General features: G+C 56.8%; 21 protein-coding genes. 10 read left to right on the top strand and 11 right to left on the bottom strand.

Going from position 1 to position 25390, the window contains the following annotated elements; translation table 11 throughout:
• The first annotated feature begins 56 nt into the window (after positions 1-56).
• The gene (locus KUF54_RS11765; protein ID WP_219346383.1) at positions 57-761 is read left to right on the top strand and encodes a response regulator transcription factor; all 705 of its coding nucleotides are present in this window, start codon (positions 57-59) and stop codon (positions 759-761) included.
• Complete coding sequence (locus KUF54_RS11760) at positions 761-2158, top strand: HAMP domain-containing sensor histidine kinase (protein ID WP_219343005.1); 1398 nt, start codon at positions 761-763, stop codon at positions 2156-2158. Before KUF54_RS11765 ends, KUF54_RS11760 begins: the two co-directional genes overlap by 1 nt.
• A 14-nt stretch (positions 2159-2172) precedes the next feature.
• Here KUF54_RS11760 and KUF54_RS11755 read toward each other — a convergent pair whose 3' ends face one another.
• The 5 genes from KUF54_RS11755 to dnaA all read right to left on the bottom strand — a co-directional run bounded on the left by KUF54_RS11755 (position 2173) and on the right by dnaA (position 8905).
• Positions 2173-3030 (bottom strand): DUF3883 domain-containing protein, encoded by an 858-nt coding sequence (locus KUF54_RS11755; RefSeq protein WP_255576057.1) that lies wholly within the window; start codon positions 3028-3030, stop codon positions 2173-2175.
• A 36-nt stretch (positions 3031-3066) separates the two neighbouring features.
• Positions 3067-3468, bottom strand: a complete 402-nt coding sequence (locus tag KUF54_RS11750) for a YkgJ family cysteine cluster protein (RefSeq protein ID WP_219343004.1) — start codon at positions 3466-3468, stop codon at positions 3067-3069.
• Between the two features lie 62 nt (positions 3469-3530).
• Positions 3531-6098, bottom strand: a complete 2568-nt coding sequence (gyrB, locus tag KUF54_RS11745) for a DNA topoisomerase (ATP-hydrolyzing) subunit B (RefSeq protein WP_219343003.1) — start codon at positions 6096-6098, stop codon at positions 3531-3533.
• Between the two features lie 148 nt (positions 6099-6246).
• Entirely contained in the window at positions 6247-7368 is a 1122-nt protein-coding gene (dnaN, locus tag KUF54_RS11740) for a DNA polymerase III subunit beta (RefSeq protein ID WP_219343002.1), read from the bottom strand.
• A gap of 130 nt (positions 7369-7498) precedes the next feature.
• The gene (gene dnaA / locus KUF54_RS11735) at positions 7499-8905 is read right to left on the bottom strand and encodes a chromosomal replication initiator protein DnaA (RefSeq protein ID WP_219343001.1); all 1407 of its coding nucleotides are present in this window, start codon (positions 8903-8905) and stop codon (positions 7499-7501) included.
• Between the two features lie 494 nt (positions 8906-9399).
• On the opposite strand from dnaA, the gene rpmH reads away from it, so the two are divergent.
• The 4 genes from rpmH (at position 9400) to yidC (ending at position 12164) form a co-directional block, all read left to right on the top strand.
• Positions 9400-9534 (top strand): 50S ribosomal protein L34, encoded by a 135-nt coding sequence (gene rpmH, locus KUF54_RS11730; RefSeq protein WP_003060014.1) that lies wholly within the window; start codon positions 9400-9402, stop codon positions 9532-9534.
• Between the two features lie 64 nt (positions 9535-9598).
• Positions 9599-10156 (top strand): ribonuclease P protein component, encoded by a 558-nt coding sequence (locus KUF54_RS11725; protein WP_219343000.1) that lies wholly within the window; start codon positions 9599-9601, stop codon positions 10154-10156.
• Positions 10153-10452, top strand: coding sequence for a membrane protein insertion efficiency factor YidD (yidD, locus tag KUF54_RS11720; protein ID WP_219342999.1), 300 nt, complete (start codon positions 10153-10155; stop codon positions 10450-10452). Before KUF54_RS11725 ends, yidD begins: the two co-directional genes overlap by 4 nt.
• On the top strand, positions 10449-12164 hold the full coding sequence (yidC, locus tag KUF54_RS11715) for a membrane protein insertase YidC (RefSeq protein WP_219342998.1): 1716 nt from the start codon (positions 10449-10451) through the stop codon (positions 12162-12164). The genes yidD and yidC overlap by 4 nt, the downstream gene beginning before the upstream one ends.
• An 83-nt stretch (positions 12165-12247) precedes the next feature.
• Here the strand turns inward: yidC and mnmE are convergent, their stop codons facing one another.
• A complete protein-coding gene (gene mnmE / locus KUF54_RS11710; protein ID WP_219342997.1) occupies positions 12248-13681 on the bottom strand; it encodes a tRNA uridine-5-carboxymethylaminomethyl(34) synthesis GTPase MnmE in 1434 nt (477 codons plus the stop codon).
• A 289-nt stretch (positions 13682-13970) separates the two neighbouring features.
• On the opposite strand from mnmE, the gene KUF54_RS11705 reads away from it, so the two are divergent.
• A complete protein-coding gene (locus KUF54_RS11705) occupies positions 13971-16280 on the top strand; it encodes an NADP-dependent malic enzyme (RefSeq protein ID WP_219342996.1) in 2310 nt (769 codons plus the stop codon).
• Between the two features lie 111 nt (positions 16281-16391).
• Here KUF54_RS11705 and KUF54_RS11700 read toward each other — a convergent pair whose 3' ends face one another.
• The 4 genes from KUF54_RS11700 to KUF54_RS11685 form a co-directional block, all read right to left on the bottom strand.
• Positions 16392-16553 (bottom strand): hypothetical protein, encoded by a 162-nt coding sequence (locus KUF54_RS11700; protein WP_219342995.1) that lies wholly within the window; start codon positions 16551-16553, stop codon positions 16392-16394.
• 137 nt (positions 16554-16690) lie between these two features.
• On the bottom strand, positions 16691-17458 hold the full coding sequence (locus KUF54_RS11695; RefSeq protein WP_219342994.1) for a tyrosine-protein phosphatase: 768 nt from the start codon (positions 17456-17458) through the stop codon (positions 16691-16693).
• Between the two features lie 148 nt (positions 17459-17606).
• Positions 17607-18575, bottom strand: coding sequence for a DUF3829 domain-containing protein (locus KUF54_RS11690; protein ID WP_219342993.1), 969 nt, complete (start codon positions 18573-18575; stop codon positions 17607-17609).
• A 241-nt stretch (positions 18576-18816) separates the two neighbouring features.
• The gene (locus tag KUF54_RS11685; protein ID WP_219342992.1) at positions 18817-21777 is read right to left on the bottom strand and encodes a DNA topoisomerase III; all 2961 of its coding nucleotides are present in this window, start codon (positions 21775-21777) and stop codon (positions 18817-18819) included.
• Between the two features lie 117 nt (positions 21778-21894).
• Between KUF54_RS11685 and KUF54_RS11680 the strand changes: the two genes are divergently transcribed.
• From KUF54_RS11680 to KUF54_RS11670, 3 genes are all read left to right on the top strand, one after another.
• A complete protein-coding gene (locus KUF54_RS11680; RefSeq protein WP_219342991.1) occupies positions 21895-22401 on the top strand; it encodes an SET domain-containing protein in 507 nt (168 codons plus the stop codon).
• A 153-nt stretch (positions 22402-22554) separates the two neighbouring features.
• The gene (locus tag KUF54_RS11675) at positions 22555-23385 is read left to right on the top strand and encodes a biotin--[acetyl-CoA-carboxylase] ligase (RefSeq protein WP_219342990.1); all 831 of its coding nucleotides are present in this window, start codon (positions 22555-22557) and stop codon (positions 23383-23385) included.
• 20 nt (positions 23386-23405) lie between these two features.
• Positions 23406-24251: an SPOR domain-containing protein gene (locus KUF54_RS11670; protein ID WP_219342989.1), complete on the top strand. Its 846-nt coding sequence runs from the start codon at positions 23406-23408 to the stop codon at positions 24249-24251.
• Between the two features lie 121 nt (positions 24252-24372).
• Here the strand turns inward: KUF54_RS11670 and KUF54_RS11665 are convergent, their stop codons facing one another.
• Positions 24373-25350 carry a tripartite tricarboxylate transporter substrate binding protein gene (locus tag KUF54_RS11665; RefSeq protein WP_219342988.1) on the bottom strand — a complete coding sequence of 326 codons (978 nt, stop codon included), beginning with the start codon at positions 25348-25350 and terminating at the stop codon, positions 24373-24375.
• Positions 25351-25390 lie beyond the last annotated feature (40 nt).

Raw genomic sequence — 25390 nt, 5'->3', positions numbered from 1 at the left:
CAGAGGGGGAGCCCACGGCTTATAGTGTTCATCCCCCCACGGCAGACCGAGATCGCATGTACCGTTACCTGATCATCGAAGACGATGCGCTCAACGCGCGTTACATCGCTGAAGGGCTGCGCCAGCAAGGTGCGCAAGTCAGTGTTTGCGGTGATGGTGTGCAAGGTATTGCACAGGCAGTGGGAGAGAGCTGGGACGTCATCATCCTCGACCGCATGCTGCCCAATGGCTTTGACGGATTGCAAATTTTGCAGACGTTACGTTCTATAGGAAAACAGACGCCAGTCCTAGTGCTGAGTGCATTGTCTGCTACAGATGAGAGAGTGCGCGGCCTGCGTGCGGGCTGCGATGATTATCTGACCAAGCCCTTTGCTTTTTCTGAATTGTCTGCCCGGCTTGAAGCACTGGTGCGCCGCGCACAGATCCCTGCACCTACACGCGAGATGTATCTGGCAGACCTGCGTGTCAACCTCATCTCGCGCAGCGCAGAACGGGCAGGGCAGCCGCTTTCGCTGCAACCGCGAGAGTTTCGTCTGCTGGCATTTCTCATGCAGCACGCGCACCAGATCGTCACGCGCACCATGCTACTGGAGTCGGTCTGGGACTACCGGTTTGATCCGCAAACCAATGTGATTGATGTCCACATCAGCCGCCTGCGCAGCAAGGTGGACAAAGGCTTTCCAACACCGCTGATCCACACCGTACGCGGCGTGGGTTACAGCCTCTCGGATCAACCGCAAGATCTGCCTGAGGTGGTTTGATGCAGGGCTCCAGACCATGGAGTTCGCTGGCCTTCAGGCTGGCACTCAGCTACGGCGCTTTGATGGTGCTGACCATGACCATCGTGCTGGCGGTCTTCTATGTGCAGACCGTGGGCGTGGTGCGCGTGCGGCTCGATAAACAGGCCGAAAACCATGTGCGCAGATTGATGGAGCACTCTGCCAAATATGGCCCCGGAGCGCTGGAAAGCGAAATTCTGCAGACCATTCGTGATGGTGTGAACACCGATACGGAAATTCTCATCCTGATGGACCATGATGGCGAGCCCATCGTCAGCAATGCCGAGGTTTTTCCGCACCGAAAACTCACCACCATGGGCGTGCGTGAGTTGACCGTCAAGCGCGGTGGGAGGCTGATCGTCGGGCGTGTTGCCGTGGTCGAAATGCCCAATGGAAACTTGCTGGCCGCCGGCAGCGACATGCAGCTGCAGCGTGATATGGAAGAGCTGTTTGGCCAGGCCAGTTTGCTGGCCGTCATTGCGGCTTGCGTCATGGCCCTGATTGGTGCCATGGTCTTCAGGCGTGTGGTAGATGAGCGCGCTGCCGCCATTCGCAGCACCATGTCTCGCGTGGCGGCCGGTGATTTGCGCCAGCGCATTCCGGTTGATCAGCGCGGCGATGAATTCACGCTGCTTAATCGCGATATCAACGCCATGCTCGACCGGCTCGAGCAGTTGATGGAGGGCATACGCCATGTCTCCAACAGCATTGCGCACAACCTCAGAACACCGCTTACGCGCATTCTTCTACGCCTTCGCAATGCGCAGCAGGCTAGCCCCGAAATGCAGTCCGCAACGCTGGCGCTGGTGGCCGAAGAAGTGGCCGAACTTGGCGTGGTTTTTGAAAAACTTTTGCAGATCGCAGAGGTCGAAAGTGGTGCCAGTCGTAAGCGTTTCGCACCCGTTGATTTACAGGCTTTGCTGGTCGATGTGGTGGACTTTTATGAACCGCTGGTGGAAGACGCAGGCGGTGCGCTGAGGCTGGATGTGCAGGCCGGTGTACAGGCATTGGGCGACGGTGATTTGATCGCCAGCGCCATATCCAATCTTGTCGATAACGCTATCAAATACGGAGCTTCAACCACTGATGCTAACGGCGCTGACGTGCTGTTGACCGCCGGTTCTGCTCAGGAAAATGGCAGCGATGGAGCATGGGGCGTAGAGATCACCGTACGCGACAAAGGCCCAGGTGCAGACGCCCAGACCTTGGAGCAAATGACAACCCGTTTTTACCGCGCTGAATCCGATCGACACGGTTACGGGCTGGGCCTTGCCAGCGTGCTCGCTATCGTTCAGCTGCATGGTGGAAAGCTCAGTTTTCACAACAGCCACCCAGGCATGATGGCGCGCATCTGGCTGCCTTCTTTGACGGATGTGTGAGTGCTTGGTAATCGTTAAAAGTTGGCGCGAAAGTTTTGGGCATCTAGCTGGCAATGGGTATCAATTGCACCCGGAAGATCGAACAACTGAGGTCGATTTCTAAAGTCATAAAGGCGGTAAAGGTGAAAACGCGATGACTCTCGTTGTGACACCTGCAACTCATTGCGGGTGACAAAAAACGGAGTTTCTTTCGCAAAGCTGGTGGTCTTTACTTCAATCAGCTTTTCTTTGCCACAACTGTCGAAGGAGCGCACATCAAAACCCAACCCATCCCCTTGAGATAAAGCAACATGCTCGACCTTATTTACTAGTCTGTGCAGACCCTGCTTTTCAAGCTTCCATTGTTCAAAAGTCATCACAAATTTTTCGCCTGCTAAACCCAGGGAACGGTTTCGTGCTTCTTGGGCGAGATAGTCGCGCTGAGATGTACTGCGCAGTGCGTAATGTGGAGTGGACTCTGCAGCTTTATCGGTGCGTTTAGGTGGCTCTTGTTGTACTGCATCGAAGGCTGGAGTGAGGAACTCAACGGCAGGCTGAGTGACCGCAAACTGCACGACAGCTTCCAGCGTCGTGTATTGCTGAAGCTGCGACTCTACTTCCTGCAGCAACAACGCTTGGAAGTTGGATCGTGGCTGATAGCCTTTGATGTAGGGGTAGCCAAGAAGACGCATAACTGCACTGATATTGCAGTGCTTGAATTCAATCGATGCAAACGAGCGAACACCGTTCAGCTGCTCGAATAAAAGCTGTCGACAGGCCGTCTTGTTGTAGCGCTGTCCGGCCAGCTCTTGTTGCAGCATATTCAAATAACTTTGTATGGTTGCCCGAACTTCTGCTCCGCTCCAAGGCTGGTTTTTTTGTGATGTCTCCATGTCCTGATCTTGCCAGGAATTGAATGCAGCTTTTCTTTATGAAAGCGCCTTGTTGCCATAAGCACAAAAACCCGGCTTGGGGCCTTTTTTAGGGTGCTGGCGGCAGGTTTCGGGTCGCTTTTCATACACGGTGCAGCGACGCGTGTTTTTGTCCAGAAAATTGCAGTCCCCGCCTGCACGGCGGGCCATGGTGAAGATCTCGTGCTTGGGGTTGAAGTGGTCAATCAAGCGCATCTTCATCAGGCGCTTGGCAATCAATTTTGGCTCGATGTTCTCGACCTCAAACGGGTCCACCAGCTCAAGGCGTACCAAGTCAGGCAGGCGCACTTCTAGCGGCATGGTGCAGCAGTTGGCGGCGCAGCTGTCGCACATGCCAGCCTTGTACAGGCTCCAGGTTTCGAGTCGATCTACATCGACGATTCGGATGGAGGATTTCATAAACTTTGTACCAATAAAAAAGCGCCCAACCTTAGTTGGGCGCTTGATAGCGTGCTATTTTTTTAGACGTCGATATTGCCAGCGCGCAGGGCGTTTTCTTCGATGAAATTTCGACGTGGTTCTACTTCGTCACCCATGAGCATGGTGAAGACGCGGTCGGCTTCGATGGCGTCGCCGATCTTGACTTGCAGCAGGCTGCGGACGTTGGGGTCCATGGTGGTTTCCCACAGCTGAGCGGGGTTCATTTCACCCAGACCCTTGTAGCGCTGGCGGCCTGTGGTGCGTTCGGCTTCGCTGATGAGCCACGTCATGGCTTGGCGGAAGTCGCCGACCTTTTCAGTCTTTGCTTTTTCACCTTCACCGCGGTGTACCTTGGCACCATCGCTGAGCAGGCCGTTGAAATGCTGAGCCTCTGCAGACAAAGCGGCGTAGTCGTTGCTGCGCACAAAGTCTTGCGTGAGAATGGAGCTCTTGATATTGCCGTGGTGGTGGCGGCTGATGCGCAAAATTGGATGCTCGCTGTGTGGGTCGATCTCAGCCGTCACATCGGCGGGCACGCCGGTGGTGGTGAGTTCGCGCAGCTTGATTTCCAGAATGGGTGCGCAGATCTGGGCTTCTTCGATAGTGTCGAGCTTGATTTGTACACCATCGGCAATGGCGCGCAGGGCTTCGGCATCCATGAAGTTGGACAGGCGCTCAATCACGGTTTCAGCGGCCAGATGCATGTCGGCCAGTTTGGCCAGCTCTTCGCCTTCGATGGTGCGCGCATTGGCTCCGCCTGTGGCCACGCTGGCGTTGTTCAGCGCGATTTTGAGCAAGTACTTGTTGAGGGCCGGGCCGTCCTTCAAATACAGCTCTTCCTTGCCGTTCTTGACCTTGTACAGCGGTGGCTGAGCAATGTAGATATGGCCACGCTCAACCAGGTCGGGCATCTGGCGGTAGAAGAAGGTCAGCAGCAGAGTACGGATGTGGGCGCCGTCAACGTCCGCATCGGTCATGATGATGATGCGGTGGTAGCGCAGTTTGTCGACGTTGTAGTCGTCGCTACTGCTCTTGCCCGAATCTTCGCTGACTTTGCCGATGCCGGTGCCCAAAGCGGTGATCAGCGTGATGATTTCGGCGCTGGAAAGCAGCTTTTCGTAGCGGGCTTTTTCTACGTTCAAGATCTTGCCGCGCAGGGGCAAGATGGCCTGGAACTTACGGTCGCGACCTTGCTTGGCAGAGCCGCCGGCGGAGTCGCCCTCGACAATGTAGATTTCGCACAGCGACGGGTCTTTTTCCTGGCAATCCGCCAGCTTGCCGGGCAGGCCCATGCCGTCCAGCACGCCCTTGCGGCGCGTCATTTCGCGGGCCTTGCGGGCCGCTTCACGGGCGCGGGCGGCATCCACAATCTTGTTGCAGAGAATCTTGGCGTCGTTGGGCTTTTCTTCGAGGAATTCGGTCAGCAGCTTGCCGACGATATCTTCCACGGGCGCACGCACTTCAGAGCTGACCAGCTTGTCCTTGGTCTGGCTGGAGAACTTGGGCTCAGGCACCTTGACGGACAGCACGCAGCACAGGCCTTCGCGCATGTCGTCGCCGGTGACTTCAACCTTGGCCTTTTTGGCCAGTTCGTGGTCGGAGATGTACTTGCCGATCACGCGGGTCATGGCGGCGCGCAGGCCGGTCAGGTGGGTACCGCCATCACGCTGGGGGATGTTGTTGGTGAAGCAAAGCACTTGCTCGGCGTAGCTGTCGTTCCATTGCATGGCCACTTCCACACCGATTTCGGTGCCGGGAATGCCGCCGTACGTTTCGGCGGGGCGTGTGCCTTCAGCATGGAACGTGGTGGGGTGCAGCACCTTTTTAGTGCTGGTGATGAACTCCACAAAACCTTGCACGCCACCGGCGCCAGAGAAGTCGTCTTCCTTGCCGTCGCGCTCGTCTTTGAGGCGAATGCGCACGCCGTTGTTCAGGAAGGAGAGTTCGCGCAAGCGCTTGGCCAAAATCTCGTAGCGGAACTCGAAGTTCTCTTTAAAGATCTCTTGGTCGGGCAAGAAGTGCACCTTGGTGCCGCGCTTGTCGGATGCGCCGACTGCGCGCATGGGCGAGACTTCAACGCCGTTGACCACCTCGATCAGGCGGTTTTGCACAAAGCCGCGCGAGAAGTCGATTTCGTGGCGCACGCCGTCACGGCTGACGGTGAGTTTGAGCCAGATGGACAGTGCATTCACGCAAGACACGCCCACACCGTGCAGACCGCCCGAGACTTTGTAGCTGTTTTGGTTGAACTTGCCACCAGCGTGCAGTTCGGTCAGCGCAATTTCAGCAGCCGAGCGCTTGGGCTCGTGCTTGTCGTCCATCTTCACGCGGGTGGGAATGCCACGGCCGTTGTCAATGACGGAGAGCGAGCCATCTGCGTGGATGGTGACCAAAATGTCGTCGCAGTGGCCAGCCAGTGCTTCGTCAATGGAGTTGTCCACGACCTCAAAGACCAAGTGGTGCAGACCGGTGCCGTCAGACGTATCACCGATGTACATGCCGGGGCGTTTGCGCACGGCTTCCAGGCCTTCCAGAATCTGGATTGAACCTTCGCCATAGCCGCTTGTATCAGCGGTGGTTGGGGTGTCTGGCTTGTTCTCTTCGGTCATGAAATTACCTTGCTGCTATCAAGTCAGAAGCTACATGTCCCTGACTTGCATAACTTTCAAATGAATACTTGCCTGAAACACATGTTTTATCAGCGCTAGCTGCTCATGTTTTTCAGGCAATGGAAGGGGTAGGCTGCGTTTTGCGCGCCTAGATGCGCATGGGCATCACGACGTACTTGAAGCTTTCGTTCTCAGGGATGGAGACCAGCGCGGAGCTGTTGCCATCTTGCAGATCGATCTTGACCATGTCTTGGCTCATATTGGTGAGCACATCGATCAAATAGGTCACGTTGAAGCCGATTTCAATGGTGTCGCCACCGTAGTCGATATCGAGTTCATCCATCGCCTCTTCTTGCTCGGCATTGTTGGATGCGACGCGCAGCGTGCCGGGCTCAACCGACAGGCGCACGCCCTTGAATTTGTCGCTGGTCATGATGGCCGTGCGCTGCAGGGATGCCAGCAGCGGTGCGCGGCCCAGAGTCACGCTGTTGGTGTGGTTCTTGGGGATCACACGGTTGTAGTCAGGGAACTTGCCTTCGACCAGCTTGGTCACAAACTCCATGCCGCCAAAGGTGAACTTGGCTTGATTGCTGGCAAATTGCATCTCGATGACGGGCTGGTTGTCACCGCTGGCGTCGCTCAGCAGGCGCTGCATTTCCAGCACGGTCTTGCGCGGCAAAATGACTTCTTGCTTGACGGGCACTTCCACATCCAGCGTGGCGCTGGCCCATGCCAAGCGGTGACCGTCAGTGGCAACCAGGCTCAGTGTGTTGCCTTCAGCCACAAACAAAATACCGTTCAGGTAGTAGCGAATGTCTTGCACCGCCATGGAAAAGGACACTTGGCCCAGTAAGTCCTTGAGCACTTTTTGCGGCACGCTGAAAGCGGGGCCAAAGGCGGCAGATTCTTGCACCAGCGGGAAGTCTTCTGCGGGCAGGGTCTGCAGCGTAAAGCGGCTCTTGCCACCCTTCAAAATCATCTTGGCTTGCTGCGTCTCCAGGCTCACGGTTTGGTCGCCGGGCATGGTCTTCAAAATGTCGATCAGCTTGCGGGCACCAATGGTGGTGGTGAAGTCGCCAGCGTCGCCGCCCAGCTCAGCGGTGGTGCGGATCTGGATTTCCAGATCGCTGGTCGTCAGTTGCAGCGCGTTGCCTGTTTTTTTGATCAGCACATTGGCCAAAATAGGCAGCGTGTGGCGGCGTTCGACGATGCCGGCCACTGATTGCAGGACCGCGAGAACTTTGTCTTGTGTGGCTTTCAGGACGATCATGTCAACCTCTGTGAATTAAGTGCGCATTTGTTTGACGCGGCGGCGTCCGCAGGGCGGGGCGGACGCTCCCTCATGCCGCGTGAATTCCCCATTTTGCCGTGTGTGAGTGACATTCATGGGGGAGTTTTCATCAACCCTTGAGCGTTTGCTCCAACACATGCAATTGCTGGTTCAGCTCAGTATTGGTCTGGCGCTCGCCAGATATCTTGCGTACCGCGTGCAGCACCGTTGTGTGGTCGCGCCCGCCAAACAGCTCGCCAATCTCAGGCAAGCTCTTTTGCGTCAGCTCCTTGGCCAAGTACATCGCAATCTGGCGTGGGCGTGCAATGCTGGCCGGGCGCTTCTTGCTGTACATGTCAGCGACCTTGATCTTGTAGTAGTCAGCCACCGTTTTCTGGATGTTTTCCACAGAAATCTGGCGGTTTTGAATACTGAGCAGATCGCGCAGCGCCTCGCGGGCCAGCTGAATCGACACTTCTTTTTGATTGAAGCGCGAATAAGCCAGAATTTTGCGCAGCGCGCCTTCGAGTTCACGCACGTTGGAGCGCACGTTTTTGGCCACGAAGAAGGCGACTTCTTCAGGCATATCGGCGTTCTCAGCGCGGGCCTTGTTGATCAAAATCGCCACGCGCATTTCCAGCTCAGGCGGCTCAATCGCGACCGTGAGGCCGGAGTCGAAGCGAGATACTAGACGCTCGTGAATATTGGCCAGACCCTTGGGGTAGGTGTCCGACGTCATCACGATATGGCTCTTCTTGGTCAGCAGGGCTTCGAAGGCGTTGAAGAATTCTTCTTGCGTGCGGTCTTTGTTGGCAAAGAACTGCACATCGTCGATCAACAAAAGATCGAGCGAGTGATAGCGTTCTTTGAACTCATCAAAGGTGCGGCGCTGATAGGCCTTGACCACATCCGAGACAAATTGCTCTGCGTGGATATAGAGAATCTTGGCGTCCGGCTTGTCCTTGAGCAACTGGTTACCCACAGCGTGCATCAAGTGGGTTTTACCCAAGCCAACACCGCCGTAGATAAACAGCGGGTTGTACAGATGGCCGGGCGAGCCAGCCACATGCATAGCTGCGGAACGAGCCATGCGGTTGGCCGTACCTTCGACCAGCGTCTCGAATGTGAGAGCGGGGTTCAGGCGGGTGCGGAACACCGGGGCGCTAGCTTCTTCAGTTACCGTGGGAACGGACACATTGAGTGTCTGAGGTGCCAACTGCTGCGAAGAAGAAGACGGTGGGCGCACATAAGTACGCACCACGCTTTCGCGCTGAGCAAGTGCTAACTCAAGGGTGACGGGCTGGCCATACAGTGACTCCAGCATGGCCGAGATGCGGCCAGCGTACTGGGCACGAATCCAGTCCAGCTTGAAGCGGTTGGCCACGTAAACGGTGACCTTGGAAAAGTCTTCGGCAACTAGAGCGGTAAGCGGCTTGATCCATGTGTTGAATTGCTGCTCGGGCATTTCTTGGCCCATTTGCTCCACGCAGACCTGCCACAGGGCTTGGCCTGCATCATTGGTTGGTTCCTCTGTCATTGTCAAAAATCTAATTGTGGATAGGAGGAACAGTTGCGGGGCTTGTATTGTAGCTTTTACGGAAGTTATCCACAAAGTATCAGAAGGCTATCCCCGGCCCCGGTGCGTAATAGGCAGCACATACTAATAGATTGACAGTGCGCTGTTTGTAAAGAATCTCTGACAAAGCCTGTTGCCAGGTCCAATGCCTCATAAGTGCATGACAATTTTAAAGGTCATTGCATCAAAGGCTCAACACTGTGATAATCGCAGGTTTCCCTGAATGTGTTCAGGGTGATATGAGCCGGGCGCCAATTTTTGTGCGCGCGCGCCCAGTGGTTTTTGCGCTGCGGCGAGTGCTTTGTTCCGTTTATTGCCTTCAAGCCCGATGACATGCTCGACATGTGAAAAAATGTCGGACTTGACGGTAAGAGTGTGCGGCGCAAAACCTGGATGGTCGGGCGCAAATAAAGCGCCTTGCCGACGCAAATACTGAACCTTCTCAAGGAACCAACATGAAACGTACTTACCAACCTTCCAAGATTCGCCGCGCCCGTACCCACGGTTTTCTGGTTCGCATGAAGACCAAGGGTGGCCGTGCCGTGATCAACGCACGTCGCGCCAAGGGCCGCAAGCGCCTGGCTGTCTAAGGCCAGCGTTGGCTAGCGGTCTGCATCTTCGCTGCGCTAAAGACCTCTGATTGGAGGCTCTCTTATGCAAAAGCTGAAAACGCGTCCGCAATTCCAGGCCACCATGTCCGCGGGCACGATTGCCCGCACTCCTCATTTCGCCTTGCACCGTATGGAGCTGGCTGCTGAGGTGACGGAGATGGTTGCCAACCCCAAGACAGGGCCCGGATCTACCGATCCGCAGGCCCTGTTTGGCGTTGGTGCTGTACGTGGGCAGGCTTGGCTGGGCGCTATGGTGCCCAAGCGCTGGGCGAAACGCTCGGTGACGCGCCACACGATCAAACGCCAAATTTATGCCGTGGCCACGGATTACGAAGCCGCTTTGCTGCGTGCTTCGTATGTGGTGCGCCTGCGTTCGGGGTTTGACCGTCAGCAATTTGTGAGTGCCACTTCGGAGCAGCTCAGTGCAGCTGTTCGCCAGGAGTTGCAGCAGCTTTTTGCATCGGCCGCACGCCGTTTGACGCAACCGCGTCCAGCGACTGAGGCTGATACAGGTTTTAAGAAGAAAAAGCCTGAAGTCCTTGATAATCAAGGACAGAGTGCTACTGATTTAATAGTAAGCCAAGTGGAGCACCAATCATGATGCAGCGATTGCTCATGGGCTTGGTGCGTGGCTACAGGTTGCTGCTCAGCCCTTGGCTGGGTTCAGCTTGTCGCTTTGAGCCGACTTGTTCGGCTTATTCCCTTCAAGCGCTGGAGCAACACGGCGCTGCTGTAGGCTCTTATCTGACGCTGCGCCGTTTGGCGCGTTGTCATCCGTGGTGTGACGGAGGGCATGATCCCGTGCCACAGCAAAAGCCCAAGCTGTTTTCCTTTCTAGGAAACGCTTCGGACTCTTCCGCGACCACCCAACCTTCCTCACCTAAGAAGTCTTCATGAACGATATTCGCCGCACCATACTGTGGGTGATATTTGGCTTTTCCATGGTTTTGCTCTGGGACAAGTGGCAAATCCATAACGGCAAACAGCCCACCTTCTTCCCCACGCCGCAGACCGCGAGCGCACCAGCGGCTGATGACGTCAAGCCCGCTGATGTCAGCGTGCCTCAGGCCGCAGTCACCGGTTCTGCTGGTGATGTGCCCGGCACTGCCACTGGTACTAACGCTCAGCCTGCTGCGTCCGCCGCACCTCGTCAGAGCGTGACGGTAACCAGCGATGTGATGAGCCTGACCTTCGACAGCGAAGGCGGCACCATCAAGCATTCTGAGTTGCTCAAGTACTCCGACACCGTGGATGAGAAAAAGCTCATGCAAGTGTTTGAAGAGAATGCCAAGCGCGTGTACATGGGTCAAACCGGTCTGATTGGTGGCAATTTCCCCACCCACAAGACTGCAATGAATGTGGTGCCCGGCGAGCGTGAACTCAAAGACGGCCAAGACAGCGTGCAAGTGCGCTTTGAGTCTGCCGACATGGGTGGCGTGAAGCTGATCAAGACCTTCACACTCCAGCGCGGCGCTTACGTGGTGGATGTGCAGCACGACGTGGTCAACACCGGCTCTACTGCTGTGAACCCACAGCTGTACATGCAGCTGGTGCGTGATGGCAACAAGCCTGAGCATGAATCCACCTTCTACTCCACCTTCACGGGCCCAGCGGTTTACACCGAAGCCAAGAAGTACCACAAGGTCGAGTTCAAGGAAATCGAGAACAACAAGGCTGAAGTCGATAAGTCTGCTACCACTGGCTATGTAGCTATGGTGCAGCACTATTTCGCCAGCGCTTGGCTGTTGGCTGATGGCAAGCAACGCGACAATTTCGTGCGCAAAGTGGGCGACAACCTCTATGCCGTGGGCATGATCACGCCCGTGGGCATGGTTCAACCCGGCGAGACCAAGAGCGTGAATTCGCGCCTGTTCTCTGGCCCTCAGATCGAGCCTCTGCTGGAAAAGCTGTCGCCCGGTTTAGAGCTGGTCAAGGACTATGGCTGGTTGACAATTTTGGCCAAGCCTTTGTACTGGTTGATGGCTGAGCTGCACAAGTTCATTGGCAACTGGGGTTGGTCTATCGTGGCGCTGGTGGTGCTGCTGAAGATTGCCTTCTACTGGTTGAATGCCAAGGCCTACTCGTCGATGGCCAAGATGAAGGCCATCAACCCCAAGATCATGGAAATGCGTGAGCGCTTGAAGGACAAGCCTCAGCAGATGCAGCAAGAGATGATGCGCATCTACCGTGAAGAGAAGGTCAACCCTATGGGTGGCTGCTTGCCCATCATTATTCAGATGCCTGTGTTCATGGCTCTGTACTGGGTGCTGCAGTCCAGCGTTGAAATTCGCAACGCACCTTGGATTGGCTGGATTCATGACTTGTCGATGCCCGACCCGTTCTTCATCTTGCCACTGCTGATGATGCTGTCTTCGCTGCTGCAGACGGCTCTGAACCCCGCTCCTCCAGATCCAATGCAGGCCAAGATGATGTGGATCATGCCGCTGATGTTCAGCGTGATGTTCTTCTTCTTCCCCTCGGGTCTGGTGCTGTACTGGCTGACGAACAATATCTTGTCCATTGCCCAGCAGTGGATCATCAATACCCGCATGGGTGTGCCGCCTCAGTTCAACCTGCCTAAGTTTGGCAAGGCTGCTGAGACCAAGTAAGCACTGCGCTGAAAAAAAAACGCCACCTCAAAAGGTGGCGTTTTTTTATACCCGCCAGATAAGCGGGGTGCGTTGTAAGTGGCTTACTTGCCGATGCAAAAGCTCGAGAAGATCACTCCCAGCAAATCATCGGAGCTGAATTCGCCCGTAATGGAGTTCAGCGAAGTCTGAGCCAGGCGCAGCTCTTCAGCCAGCAAGTCCAGATGTGCGGCTTGGGCAGCGAGTTGCTCGTCAGCGATTTCTAGATGTGTTTCTACGGCTTGCAGTGCTTCAACATGGCGCGCGCGGGCGAGGTACAGGCCCTCGGGGGCAGACTGCCAGCCAGCGACTTCGAGCAGGCGCTTGCGCAAAGCATCCAGACCATCGCCGGTGCGGGCAGACAAGGCAATCTGGCCTGAATCAGAATCTAGCTGGGCCACGTGGCGGGCCTGAACATCGGCTGCAGCCATATCGGTTTTGTTCCAGACATGGATGACCGGCACTTGGCTTGGCAGCTTTTGCTGCAGGGTGGAGGCAATTTCTGCATCTGCGCCGGCATAGTCGGCTTGCTCTGCACGGGTCAGGTCGTGCAAGAAGAGCACAGCATCGGCAGCCGTAATCTCTTCCCAGGCGCGGGCAATACCAATGCGCTCCACCTCATCTTCACTGTCGCGCAGGCCGGCGGTGTCGATCACGTGCAGGGGCACGCCTTCAATTTGAATGGTCTGCTGCACCTTGTCGCGGGTGGTGCCGGCAATAGGGGTGACGATGGCCAGCTCTGCCCCTGCCAGTGCATTGAGCAGAGAGCTTTTGCCCGCATTGGGCTGGCCTGCAATCACCACCTTAATGCCTTCGCGCAGCAGCGCGCCTTGATGGGCGCGGGCTAAAACTGCTGCAACTTGGGTGCGCAGGCGCTCTAGCTGGCCAAAGGCATCGGCTTTTTGCAAAAAGTCGATTTCTTCTTCGGGGAAGTCCAGCGTGGCTTCCACCAGCATGCGCAAATGCACCAAGGCATCGCGCAGCACATGAATTTCTTGCGAGAAGGCGCCTGACAAAGAGCGGCTGGCGCTGCGCGCAGCCGCTTCGGTGCTGGCGTCAATCAGGTCGGCAATGGCTTCGGCCTGCGCCAAATCGATCTTGTCGTTCAGAAAAGCGCGCTCGGTAAATTCACCGGGCTGGGCTAGGCGCAGGCCGCTCAGCGTTGATTGACCTTCGGCATCAGCGGTTTGTGCCGCTTCAAGGCAACGTGCCAGCAGCAGTTGCAGCACCACAGGGCCTCCGTGGGCTTGCAGCTCCAGCACGTCTTCGCCGGTATAGCTGTGCGGGCCGGGAAAGTAGAGGGCCAGACCATGATCGATGGGCGCACCGGCGGCATCTTTGAAGGGCAGGTACGTCGCCTCACGCGGCTTGAGGTCTTTGCCGCAGAGCAGCTTGACCAGTGGCGCTATACCTTTGCCTGAAACCCGCACAATGCCCACGGCTCCGCGACCCGGGGCAGTGGCAATGGCGGCAATGGGATCGTTGTGGCGGGGCAGCATTGAAGGAGCAGGCTTTCTCTAGAGGGGAATAAGGCTTTTCAGCAGTCGAGAATGATAGCCGTGCCCCTCTTGAATGGGGGGGTGTGGGGCCATGGCTGGGCTGGATTTCATATCGCAAAGTCACAGCTGTTTGACCCGCGGGCTTGTACAACTACGGAGTGTTTTTGATAGCGCTCAGCCTACAATCGAAAACCTGATTCCTTCATCTGCAGTGTGAAAGAGGGCCGGGCCACGCGCCCTGAGAGAGTCCTTACTGCGGGTGCCTCAAATTGCGAGCTGGAGACCGTTGATGTCCGACAAAAACCCAATCACCTCGATCGACAAGCGTGCGCTGCTGCGTCAGGCCGCTTTGGAATATCACGAGTTCCCCAAGCCCGGCAAAGTGGCTATTACCGCCACCAAGCCCATGGCCAATCAGCATGATTTGGCACTGGCTTATTCGCCCGGCGTGGCTGCGCCCTGCGAAGAAATCGTCAAAGACCCGGATGCTGCTTATAAGTACACCAGCCGCGGCAATTTGGTGGGCGTGATCTCCAACGGTACGGCGGTTTTAGGTCTGGGCGACATTGGCGCGCTGGCTTCCAAGCCGGTGATGGAGGGCAAAGGCGTTCTGTTCAAAAAGTTCGCTGGCGTTGATGTGTTTGACATCGAAATCAACGAAAAAGACCCCCAAAAGCTGGTTGAAGTCATTGCAGCGCTGGAGCCTACCTTTGGCGCTATCAACCTCGAAGACATCAAGGCCCCTGAGTGCTTTTATGTAGAGCGCGAGCTGCGCAAGCGCATGAGCATTCCCGTCTTTCACGACGACCAGCATGGCACGGCCATCACCGTTGCGGCGGCCATGGTCAATGCGCTGAAGGTGGCAGGCAAAAACATTGGCGAGATCAAGCTGGTCGCATCGGGCGCTGGCGCTGCCGCACTGGCTTGCTTGAACCTGCTGCTGGAAGTGGGTCTGAAGCGCGAGAACGTGTTCGTGACCGACATTGCTGGCGTGGTCTATGAAGGCCGTACCGAGCTAATGGACCCCGATAAAGAGCTGTTCGCCCAAAAGACCGATTTGCGCACGCTGGGCCAAGTCATTGAAGGCGCTGACGCCTTCCTGGGTCTGTCTGCCGGCAATGTGCTCAAGCAAGACATGGTCAAAAAGATGGCGGCTAAGCCCATCATCTTTGCGCTGGCCAACCCCAACCCCGAAATCACTCCCGAAGATGTGAAGGCGGTGCGCGACGACGCCATCATCGCCACGGGCCGCACGGACTACCCGAATCAGGTCAACAACGTCCTGTGCTTCCCCTACATTTTCCGCGGTGCGCTCGATTGCGGCGCGACCACCATCACTACCTCGATGGAAATTGCTGCTGTGCACGCGATTGCGGATTTGGCGCAGGCCGAGCAGTCCGAAGAAGTGGCTGCCGCCTATGTCGGTGAAGCCCTGACCTTTGGCCCTGAGTACCTGATTCCTAAGCCGTTTGACCCGCGCCTGATGCTGATCGTCGCTCCTGCTGTGGCCAAGGCGGCCGCAGAAGCGGGTGTAGCCAAGCGCCCGATTCAGGACATGGATGCTTATATCGAGCATCTGAAAACCTTTGTCTACGCCTCCGGCACGATGATGAAGCCCATCGTCATGACGGCCAAGAAGGCCGCCAAGAAGCGCGTTGCCTATGCCGAAGGCGAAGAAGAGCGCGTGCTGCGCGCCGCCCAGATCGTTGTGGACGAGCGCATTGCGCGCCCGACTTTGATTGGCCGCCCCACCATCATTGCCCAGCGCATTGAGAAGTTCGGCCTGCGCCTGAAAGAAGGTCAGGACTACGACGTGGTCAACGTCGAAAATGACGAGCGCTACCGCGACTTCTGGAAGACCTACCACCGCATGACCGAGCGCAAGGGCATAACCGAGCCCATTGCCAAGATCGAAATGCGCCGCCGCCTGACGCTGATTGGCTCCATGCTGCTGCACAAGGGCCAAGTTGATGGCCTGATTTGCGGTACCTGGAACAACACCAATGTTCACCTGAACTACATCGATCAAGTGATTGGCAAGCGCAGCGGCGTGACCAACTACGCCTGCATGAACGGCTTGCTGCTGCCAGATCGCCAAGTCTTCTTGGTGGACACCCACGTCAACTACGATCCTAGCGCCGAGCAACTCGCCGAGATCACCGTGATGGCCGCTGAGGAAATGATGCGCTTAGGCATCAAGCCCAAGGCAGCGCTGCTGAGCCATTCCAACTTTGGCTCCAGCAACCAGCCGAGTGCTGTGAAGATGCGCCAGACCTTGGAGCTGCTGCGCGAGCAAGCGCCTTGGCTGGAAGTTGATGGTGAGATGCATGGCGACGTGGCGCTAGACAGCAAGGCCCGCGCCAAGCTGATGCCTAACAGCACGCTGCTGGGTGATGCTAACTTGCTGGTGCTGCCCAATATTGATGCGGCCAACATCAGCTACAACCTGCTCAAGCAGGCCGCTGGCGGTGGTATTGCGATTGGCCCAGTCTTGCTGGGAGCCGCGCAGCCAGTGCATGTGCTAACACCTAGCACCACCGTGCGCCGCATTGTGAATATGACAGCGCTGACCGTGGCTGACGCTAACGTTGGCCGCTAAGTCAAACATCTAGACAGGCTTTACGCCCGTCTAAAAATCTAAAGCCCGCTGCGCGTGATGCACAGCGGGCTTTTTTGCGCCTAACCGTTGAAAGCCGCTAAAGCAGCAGGCTTACCGGGTGTGGCTGATATTGGTATCAATCGTGCCAAACACTTCTACCTTGCTGCCTGAACTGGAAGATGAGTTGGAAGAAGAGGAGGCTGGCATGGTGCCAGAACAAGCTGTCAGCGCCAGTGTGGCTGCTGCGGCGGCGAGTGTGAGCCATTTACGCATGGTGCATTCCTTGCCCGCATTCGTTGCGGTGTATAGAGCTATGGTAACGGCTTACAGGTCGGGTGCTGTAACTGGATTTATCCATTAAATGGCCATCAGGTCTAGTGTTTATATGGACTTGATGCTATTAATTTTGATCAAGCTTCTAAATACAAATCAGCCAGTCGCTCGCGTGCAGCGCTGTCCACTCCGAGCACTTCAGTGAGGTAACGGTCCACGCTGGCGTGCTGGGCTCGCACGGTATCGACCGAGGCCATCAGATACGAGGGCTGCACACGCCACAGCGCATCCAGAGCTTCTTCACTCAAGGTTCCGAAGACATGTGTGGGGCGCTTGAAGTACTGGTTGGTGAGCAGATAGTCTTCCATGATCTGTTCTTCATTGACACCCAGAGCCGTTAGCAGCAGGGCAGCAGCCCAGCCCGTGCGGTCTTTGCCGGCGGTGCAGTGAAAGACCAGCGGCTCATCGCTTCTTTGCAGCAACGTAAAGAACTGTGCAAAGCGGTAACCGTAGACATTCACAAAGCTGCGGTAGGTGTCATGCATCAACTCTTGCGTATCGCCAGCGCTCATATGATGACCTTGCTCCATTAGGGAGTGAGCGCGCTGAATCACGGTGGGCTCAACGACCAGTGCATTACGTGCAATGCGTGGCCAAGCATAGGCGTAGTTATTGCTCTCATCCTCACCACGAAAGTCTGCGCTGCGGTTGATGCCCAGCGTTTGCAGTTGCTGCAGGTCGTCCTGCGTGAGATGTGCCAGATGGGCGGAGCGGTACAGCTTTCCCCATTGCAGGCGGCGGCCGTCAAGGCCCTGATATCCGCCCAAATCGCGGAAGTTGGAGGCTCCCGATAGGGAGACTTGGCGCGCGGGGCGCTCCATCAGCAGGTCATGGTTCAGTTGCATATTGACACTTATAGCGGATTGCAGCGGGCTCAGGTGTCATGGGAATGACCGCGGCATGAAAAAACGCTGCCTGTTTTCACAGGCAGCGTTGGTGCATGGGTTGGTACGTGGTTCAGGCGCAGAGCGTGTAACGGCGCACCTTTCGAATTTATCGCTCGAAGCCCCTGCCCATATAGCCCACAGCATCGTTGTAGTAACCCACCAGGTTGCGATAGCCGTTTTGCGTGGGGTTGCTTTTGAGCGTGCGCCAGGAGCCAACCAAGGTGCTCAGTTTGTCTGATATCAACTTGTAGTTGTAGTGCGGGTCTTTACCGCTCTTGGCTTTTTCATCGGCGATGGCTTTGTTGAAGGCTTCCAGCGTGGTTTCCAATTCCTTGACAATGGCATCGACCTTGGCGACTTCAGCTTTGTTCTGCAGGCTGTCGGTCTTGTCCACACCGTTGACCAGCTTCTTGGCCTGGCTCATGGCTGTGGAGAGGTTGAACATCAGCAGATCACCATCAGCCTTGTACTTGGCTAGGCGCTCCTGCTGCTTTTGGTCTTGCACGCGATCGAGTTCGGTGCCCAGCTTGTCGATGGCAGCGAGCATGCCTTCAAAACCTGCCGTCATGGCGGGGTCGTTTTCCTTGGCCTTGGCCCAATTGTCTTCAAGGAAGCCCTTGCCCTTGAAATAGGGGACCAGAGGCGTCCAGACAGCAATCAGCTTTTCACCTGCGGCCACCACATTGTCGGCAGCTGCATCGAGCTGGGCATCACCAGAGCCCGCAGCGCGCGACTCCTTGATGGGCTTGATTTTGCGCTCGATGTCATCGGGGCCACCGTAGAAGGAGTGGTCGTTGTGGCCCTTGCCATTGATGTTCTGCTTTTGGTAGCTGCGGTAGTAAGCCGCGACCGCACGATTGTCATCAATCATGGCGTTATAGGCTTGGGTGTAGGCGTTGCGCGTCTTGGTTTGCTCTTGCGATGCATCTGCTGCAGGTTTTGCACGGGTTGCAGCAGCCGTGGACGCAGCGCTTGGGTTTGCATCCGGTTTCTTGTCATCACCACATCCCACCAGCGCCATGCTGCCGAGACCGGCGATGGCCATAGAGAGGGCTGTTTTTTTCCATGAACGCATGCGAACTCCTTAAAAATGGGGATGAGGCGTACTTGCCTTGGTGGGACAAATAATAGGTATTGAGTCTATTGATGTGGCGACATCAATAGTCAAAATCTGTTTTATTTCAAGTAATTACAAAAACAATCAGCCTGTTCTTACAAGAATTGGGTAGTGAGAATTTAGGGAGCAGCATGAAGAAAGCCCCCGCCTTCAAAAGAAGACGGAGGCTTTGTACCGATTCAGGCGGTGATCGTGTGGCTTAGCTCACATGCTTGCCCACAATACCGGCCAGCTCAAACATGTTGACCTGGTCCTTGCCAAACACGGGCTTGAGCTTGGCATCGGCATTGATGACGCGCTTGTCCTTGGCATCTTGCAGGCTGTTGGCCTTGATGTAGTCCCACAGCTTTTTGATGACCTCGGGGCGCGAAGTGGCTGCGTCGCCAATCACTGCTGCCAAGTCAGCGCTGGGTTTTAGCGTGGCGCTGACGATGCGGGGCTTTTTGACCGCTGGGGTCTTGGCCGCTGCCGTTTTGGTGGCGGTTTTAGCGGCTGTTTTCGTCGCAGTTTTGGTAGCAGTTTTTTTGGCTGCAGCGCCCGTCTTCTTTGCGGCAGCTGCTGTGGTTTTAGTAGCAGCGCCAGCAGTCTTTCGGGCGGTATACTTGCTTTCGCGCTGCTCAAACTCGAAGTTCACCTTGCCCGCAGCGCCATCCCAGGCCAGGAAGGCCTTGAAGTTGCGGCGTGTGCGGTTGGAGACAAACTTCTCCAGCAGATCGGTCTTGCCGGTCTGCAGCAGCTTGGTCATTTGCTCGCGCTCAATGGGCTGTTGTAAAATGATCTGGCCGCTCTTGAAGTCGCAGCTAGGCGTGGCCTGATCCAGCGTAGGAACGGCCTTGGAGCAGACGTAATTGGCGCCATGCTCAAACACGTTTGAGCCGCACTTGGGGCAGGGGCCAAGGCTTTGCTGGCTGGCAAAGTCCACGATTTCGCCGGTATCTTCCGAGTCCTTGTCGTCGCCGAAGTCGAACTCCAGCTTGTAGTTCTTGGCTTCTTCGTCGTGCACGATGGCCACTTCAGCCGTGAACGGCCAGCCGGCCTTGGAGCGAAAGCCTTCCAGCGGCCCAATGCGGCGATCGCGCAGCAGTTGCTCGGCTTCAGCGGTTTCAAACGTGCGGCCAGCGGGCGACTTGGTGAACGAGAAGCCGCAGCCTTCGCTGGCACCATTGGCGCCTGTGCAGGCGTAGCGACGGTAGTTTTCTTTCACCACACCGCTGCAATTGGGGCAGGGCGTGGCCAGCGTGGCGTAGTCACCGGGGATGGTGTCGCGGTCGTATTCCTTGGCTTTTTTGACCAGCTTTTCGGTCATGGCCTGAATCTGCTGCATGAAGGCTTCACGCGACAGCTCGCCCTTTTCCATCTGCGACAGCTTGTATTCCCACTCGCCCGTCAGGTCGGCGCGGCACAGCTCTTCGACTTCCAGCCCGCGCAGCAGCGTCATCAGCTGAAAGGCCTTGGCCGTGGGCAGCATCTCGCGGCCTTCGCGCAGCATGTACTTTTCAGTAATCAGGCCTTCGATGATGGACGCGCGCGTAGCTGGCGTGCCCAGACCCTTTTCCTGCATGGCGCTGCGCAGCTCTTCGTCGTCGATTTGCTTGCCGGCGCTTTCCATCGCACCCAGCAGCGTCGCTTCAGAGTAGCGCGCGGGCGGCTTGGTCTTGAGCGCCTTCACATCAGCGCGGTCGGTCAGGGGGCGTTCGCCCGGCTGCACGGCCACTAGCGGCTGGCCCTTGTCGCCTTCCTTGGCTTCTTCTACTTCATTGGCAGCTTCTTTGCCGTAGATGGCCAACCAGCCCGGCTTAATCAGCACCTTGCCTTCGGTCTTGAAGGAATGCTGCTCCACCTTGCTGATTCGGGTGGTGACCTGATATTCAGCGCTGGGGAAGAACACGGCCATAAAGCGGCGCACGACCAAGTCGTACAGCTTTTGCTCTGCCTCAGACAGGCCACTAGGCGCTTGCAGCGTCGGGATGATGGCAAAGTGATCGGACACCTTGCTGTTATCAAACACGCGCTTGGTGGGGCGCACGTAGTTGTCTTTGATGGCTTGCTGGGCAAACGGTGCCAGATGGCGCATATCGCTGCTGGCCAGCATGCCAAAGGTTTCCTTGGCCACGGGCAGATAGTCTTCGGGCAGGGCGCGCGAATCGGTACGTGGGTAGGTCAGGGCCTTGTGGCGCTCATACAAGCTTTGGGCCAGTGCCAGCGTGGTCTTGGCGGAGAAACCGAACTTGCCATTGGCCTCGCGCTGCAGGCTGGTCAGGTCAAACAGCAGGGGCGAGGCTTGCGATGTGGGTTTGCTCTCTTCCGTCACCGTGGCGGGCTTGCCCTGCACGGTGGCGGAAATGGCATCGGCCTCTGCCTTGTTCCACAGGCGGTCGGCCTTGGCCTCGGCGTCGTCGCTCTTCTTCCACTGCGGGTTGAACCACTTGCCCAGGTAAGAGCCGGCCTGCGCGTTGAAGCTGCCGTGTACTTCCCAATAATCGCGGCTGATGAACTTGCGGATTTTTTCTTCGCGCTCCACCACCAGCGACAGGGTTGGCGTCTGCACGCGGCCCACGGTGGTGAGGAAGAAGCCGCCATCACGCGAGTTAAAGGCCGTCATGGCTCTGGTGCCATTGATGCCCACCAGCCAGTCGGCTTCAGAGCGGCTGCGCGCGGCGCTTGCCAAGCCCTGCATCTGCGCATCGCTGCGCAGATTGTTAAAGCCGTCACGAATGGCTTGTGGCGTCATCGACTGCAGCCACAGGCGCTGCACGGGCTTGCCCAGACCGTCCTTGGCGCCACCGGCGTATTGCTCGATCAGGCGGAAGATCAACTCACCTTCGCGGCCCGCATCACAGGCGTTGATGAGTTGAGTCACGTCTTTGCGCTTGGCCTGCTTGACCACCGCGTTCAGGCGGGTCTTGGTCTTGTCCACAGGCTTCAAGTCAAAGCGCGGGGGGATGACCGGCAGATTGGCAAAACTCCACTTGCCGCGTTTGACGTCAAATTCTTCAGGCGCCTGAATCTCCACCAAGTGGCCGACCGCACTGGTCACCACATAGTTGTCGGCTTCGAAATAGTCATCGTGCTTTTCAAACTTGCCTGCCACGGGGGTCAGCGCACGGACGATGTCCTGTGCGACAGAAGGCTTTTCTGCAATCACCAGGGTTTTATTCATTGTGTGTTCTCGTCGTCATTAACCACCTGAGTCTGAACAAGTGCTCAGGCTCATACAATTCGCTTCTCACGCGCGCGTACGCGCACATGTGTGCATATTCAAAGTATCAGAGAAACCATGTCCCGCACATCCTTAGCACCATCAACAGGCCGTCGCATACAGGCCAAACGCTCCGGCGTGCACGGTAAAGGTGTTTTCGCCGTGCAGGATATTGCTGAAGGCGAAACCATTATTGAGTATGTGGGAGAGGTGATTGACTGGGAGCAAGCCCAAGACCGTCACCCACATGACCCTAGTCAGCCCAATCACACCTTTTACTTCCAAGTCGATGATGAGCGAGTGATTGACGCCACGCATAAGGGAAATTCCTCGCGGTGGATCAACCACAGCTGCGCGCCCAATTGCTATACCGATGAGGTCGATGGCCGTGTTTACATCGTTGCGCTGCGCAATATTGCAGCGGGCGAAGAGTTGAACTATGACTACGGCCTGATGGTGGAAGAGCGCTACACCGCCAAGCTCAAGGCGGAATACGTTTGCTACTGCGGCGCGCAAAATTGCCGGGGAACCATGCTGGCACCGAAAAGGGGCTGGAAACCTCCGATGCCTAGCAACACCCCCTGAGCGGCTTTGCCGCTTCCCCCTCTCTCTACGCGCTGTGCGCTACGGGACGGGGACGACAGCTTCGCTGCGCGGCGGCGCTTGCTGGCTGTCTCTGGATTCAGAGTGCGCCAGTTTTTGAGTGCGCAGACGGTTTTTAGATTTGGATAGATAGACATGACCCAGCCGATTCACTGGAATGCCGAAGCTTTGTGGGAAACCATTGCACCGCAGTTGCCGGGTTTTACGGTGGAGGTGCTGCCCACTATTGACTCCAGCAACACCGAACTCATGCGCCGTGCGCGTGCGGGGTTGACGGATCCGACACTCCTGATTGCAGAGCAGCAAACCCAAGGCCGTGGCCGACTAGGGCGTAATTGGGTTAGTGGCGTGGGTGATTCGCTGATGTTTTCGCTGGGCTTGCCGCTGGCGCCCAAGGATTGGTCTGGCTTGTCGCTGGCCGTGGGGGTGAGCGTCGCTGAGAGCCTGCAGCCCCGTCTGCCCGCTGCAGGGCGTGGGCCCAAAATTGGCATCAAGTGGCCCAATGATTTATGGCTGGAGGGCGACCGCAAGCTGGCTGGCATTCTGATTGAGACCGCCAGCTTTGTCGGCAGCCAGCAGCACGATATGAGCGCGCCGCGCTATGTGGTGATTGGCATTGGCATCAATATTCGCCCGCGCGCTGGTGATGGCATGCGCACGGCCCCAGCCTGTTTGCAAGAGCTGGATATGGCGTTAGATGCCCCCACCGCGCTGGGCTGCATACTGCCGGCGTTGGTGGCTGAGATTGAGGCCTTTGCACAGCACGGCTTTGAGCCTGTCATGCCTCGCTTTAAGCAGCGTGATTTGTTGATGGGGCGCGAGGTGAACCTGAGCGATGGCACGACAGGCATGGCCGAAGGCGTGGCAGCGGATGGCGGATTTTTGGTACGCACGCCTGCGGGAGTGCAGGCGGTGACCAGCTCAGAAATTAGTGTGCGCCCGGCGAGTAGCCCGCTACCGAATTAAAACGATATTCGAGGAGACTTATGCTGAGAATTATTTTCTTGCTGCTGGTGCTTGGTAACGCAGGTTACTACCTGTGGAGTCAGGGTCATCTGGCCGGCATGGGGCTGACGCCGGAAGTGCAGTCTGAGCCGCAGAGAGTGCATGAGCAGATCAAACCCGACGCGCTGGTGCTCCCCGAAGTTGAGCGGGCCAGAAATAGCGAGCCTGCTGAGGCGGCTCAGCCAGAAGCTGGAGCGACTTCTCATCCTGAATCGGCGCCTGTAGCCGTGCCAGAGCAGGCAGCTAAACCCGAGATCAAGCCCGAGGCCAAACCCGACGTTCCGCCAGCCGTCCAGCCTGATGCCAAGGTTGAAGCCGTCCCTGTCGCTGCGAAGGAAGTGAAAGAAGCCAAGGCAGTGAAGGAGGTCAAGGAAGTTGAGACCTGCTATCAGGCCAGTGGCATTGAAGAAGTTCAGGCTGACAGTATTCGCCGTGCGCTTGCCAGCAAAGCCAAGGGCGATTGGGAGTTGGTGCCTAGCCACCAAAGCGGCCGCTGGATGGTCTATATGGGCAAGTTCCCCGATGCGGAGTTTAGAGATCGCAAGCGCGCTGAACTGCGCCTGATGAATGTGGATTTTGATCGCGTAGGTGGCAACTTTGAGCCCGGTTTGTCGCTGGGCCGTTTCTCGTCAGAAGATGCGGCACAGCGCCAGCTAGCGAGCTTGATGCGTCAGGGCGTGCGCAGTGCACGCGTGGTGCAAGAGCGCGCCGAGGTGACGAGCTATGCGCTGCGCCTGCCCAAGGCGACAGCGAGCTTCAAGAGCGATGTGATGGTGCTGGCAGGCAATAACCTGCTGCCAAAATCGCTCAAGGCTTGTGCCAAGTAGTCATTGGCCTTATTAATTTTGATAGCTACCAGCGTAAAAAAGGCCTGCATCTGCAGGCCTTTTTGCTGTCTAGAGCAGTGATCAAAAACAGTTGCGATAGGCGCAAGCTGCTCTTGGTTTTTTAGTCCATTTGAATATTGGACGTGGCTGCAATTTTTTTCATCTTGGCCACTTCAGAGTTAATTTGCTTGGTGAAGTCAGCGCTTGATGTGCCCGATGGATACAGACCTTGAGCAGCCAAGCGTTGCTTGACGGCCGGGTCATTCAAAGCGGCGACAACCGCCTTTTGCATGCGCTCGACTTGAGCGACGGGTGTGCTCTTGGGTGCGACCAAGCCGAACCACGATGGCTCGTTCAGGTCGAGGTGACCGGCCTGCGCATAGGTTGGCACTTCGGGCAGCACATCAAGGCGCTCACTCCAAGACACCGCCAAAGCGCGCACCTTGCCGGACTTGATGTGAGGCAGCGAAGAGTTCACCTGGTCGAAATACACGGGCACTTGGCCGCCCAGCACATCGTTGATCGCAGGAGCAGAGCCGCGATAGGGGATGTGATGCATTTCGGTGCCCGTGCTCTTGAGGAACTGCGCGCCCCACATGTGACCGATGGTGCCGTTGCCGGGCGTTGCGTAAGACACCTTGCCGGGGTTGGCCTTGAGGTAGGCAACGAATTCGGCAAACGTCTTGACGGGAATCATTTTGGGGTTGATGAGCAGAACGCCGGGAGCCTTGACTATTTCTGTCACGCCCACAAAGTCGTTCACTGCGCCATAAGGCAGCTTCTTGAACACCGCGGGGTTCACGCCGTGGGTGGAGAGAGTTGCCACGCCAAAGGTCACGCCATCAGCGGCACGGGCCACTTCTGCCATACCGATAGAGCCGCCAGCACCGGCCTTGTTTTCAATCACCACGGACTGACCGCCCAGCAGCTTGGGCAGCACGTCTTGCATGTTGCGAGGAACCATATCGGTAGGGCCACCAGGAGGAAATGGCACAACGATGCGGATGGGGCGCGATGTGTCCTGAGCAAAGCTCAGACCAGAGAATGAAGAGGCGATGGCCGCAGCGGTAGCGGTGCAGATAAAGAGGCGACGTTGCATCAAAAGTGTTCCTAGGATCCAATTATTCCAAAACGACTAC

Source organism: Comamonas sp. Y33R10-2 (genome assembly GCF_019355935.1).
Lineage (GTDB): Bacteria > Pseudomonadota > Gammaproteobacteria > Burkholderiales > Burkholderiaceae_C > Comamonas.
Note: the sequence above shows the minus strand (reverse complement) of the source record. Positions and strands in the feature narration are given on the sequence as shown.

What these genes read in the sequence shown, in the direction of transcription:
- KUF54_RS11765 (WP_219346383.1), top strand. Translation starts at nt 57, where the DNA reads ATGTACCGTTACCTGATCATCGAAGACGATGCGCTCAACGCGCGTTAC.
- KUF54_RS11760 (WP_219343005.1), top strand. Translation starts at nt 761, where the DNA reads ATGCAGGGCTCCAGACCATGGAGTTCGCTGGCCTTCAGGCTGGCACTC.
- KUF54_RS11755 (WP_255576057.1), bottom strand. Translation starts at nt 3,030, where the DNA reads ATGGAGACATCACAAAAAAACCAGCCTTGGAGCGGAGCAGAAGTTCGG.
- KUF54_RS11750 (WP_219343004.1), bottom strand. Translation starts at nt 3,468, where the DNA reads ATGAAATCCTCCATCCGAATCGTCGATGTAGATCGACTCGAAACCTGG.
- gyrB (WP_219343003.1), bottom strand. Translation starts at nt 6,098, where the DNA reads ATGACCGAAGAGAACAAGCCAGACACCCCAACCACCGCTGATACAAGC.
- dnaN (WP_219343002.1), bottom strand. Translation starts at nt 7,368, where the DNA reads ATGATCGTCCTGAAAGCCACACAAGACAAAGTTCTCGCGGTCCTGCAA.
- dnaA (WP_219343001.1), bottom strand. Translation starts at nt 8,905, where the DNA reads ATGACAGAGGAACCAACCAATGATGCAGGCCAAGCCCTGTGGCAGGTC.
- rpmH (WP_003060014.1), top strand. Translation starts at nt 9,400, where the DNA reads ATGAAACGTACTTACCAACCTTCCAAGATTCGCCGCGCCCGTACCCAC.
- KUF54_RS11725 (WP_219343000.1), top strand. Translation starts at nt 9,599, where the DNA reads ATGCAAAAGCTGAAAACGCGTCCGCAATTCCAGGCCACCATGTCCGCG.
- yidD (WP_219342999.1), top strand. Translation starts at nt 10,153, where the DNA reads ATGATGCAGCGATTGCTCATGGGCTTGGTGCGTGGCTACAGGTTGCTG.
- yidC (WP_219342998.1), top strand. Translation starts at nt 10,449, where the DNA reads ATGAACGATATTCGCCGCACCATACTGTGGGTGATATTTGGCTTTTCC.
- mnmE (WP_219342997.1), bottom strand. Translation starts at nt 13,681, where the DNA reads ATGCTGCCCCGCCACAACGATCCCATTGCCGCCATTGCCACTGCCCCG.
- KUF54_RS11705 (WP_219342996.1), top strand. Translation starts at nt 13,971, where the DNA reads ATGTCCGACAAAAACCCAATCACCTCGATCGACAAGCGTGCGCTGCTG.
- KUF54_RS11700 (WP_219342995.1), bottom strand. Translation starts at nt 16,553, where the DNA reads ATGCGTAAATGGCTCACACTCGCCGCCGCAGCAGCCACACTGGCGCTG.
- KUF54_RS11695 (WP_219342994.1), bottom strand. Translation starts at nt 17,458, where the DNA reads ATGCAACTGAACCATGACCTGCTGATGGAGCGCCCCGCGCGCCAAGTC.
- KUF54_RS11690 (WP_219342993.1), bottom strand. Translation starts at nt 18,575, where the DNA reads ATGCGTTCATGGAAAAAAACAGCCCTCTCTATGGCCATCGCCGGTCTC.
- KUF54_RS11685 (WP_219342992.1), bottom strand. Translation starts at nt 21,777, where the DNA reads ATGAATAAAACCCTGGTGATTGCAGAAAAGCCTTCTGTCGCACAGGAC.
- KUF54_RS11680 (WP_219342991.1), top strand. Translation starts at nt 21,895, where the DNA reads ATGTCCCGCACATCCTTAGCACCATCAACAGGCCGTCGCATACAGGCC.
- KUF54_RS11675 (WP_219342990.1), top strand. Translation starts at nt 22,555, where the DNA reads ATGACCCAGCCGATTCACTGGAATGCCGAAGCTTTGTGGGAAACCATT.
- KUF54_RS11670 (WP_219342989.1), top strand. Translation starts at nt 23,406, where the DNA reads ATGCTGAGAATTATTTTCTTGCTGCTGGTGCTTGGTAACGCAGGTTAC.
- KUF54_RS11665 (WP_219342988.1), bottom strand. Translation starts at nt 25,350, where the DNA reads ATGCAACGTCGCCTCTTTATCTGCACCGCTACCGCTGCGGCCATCGCC.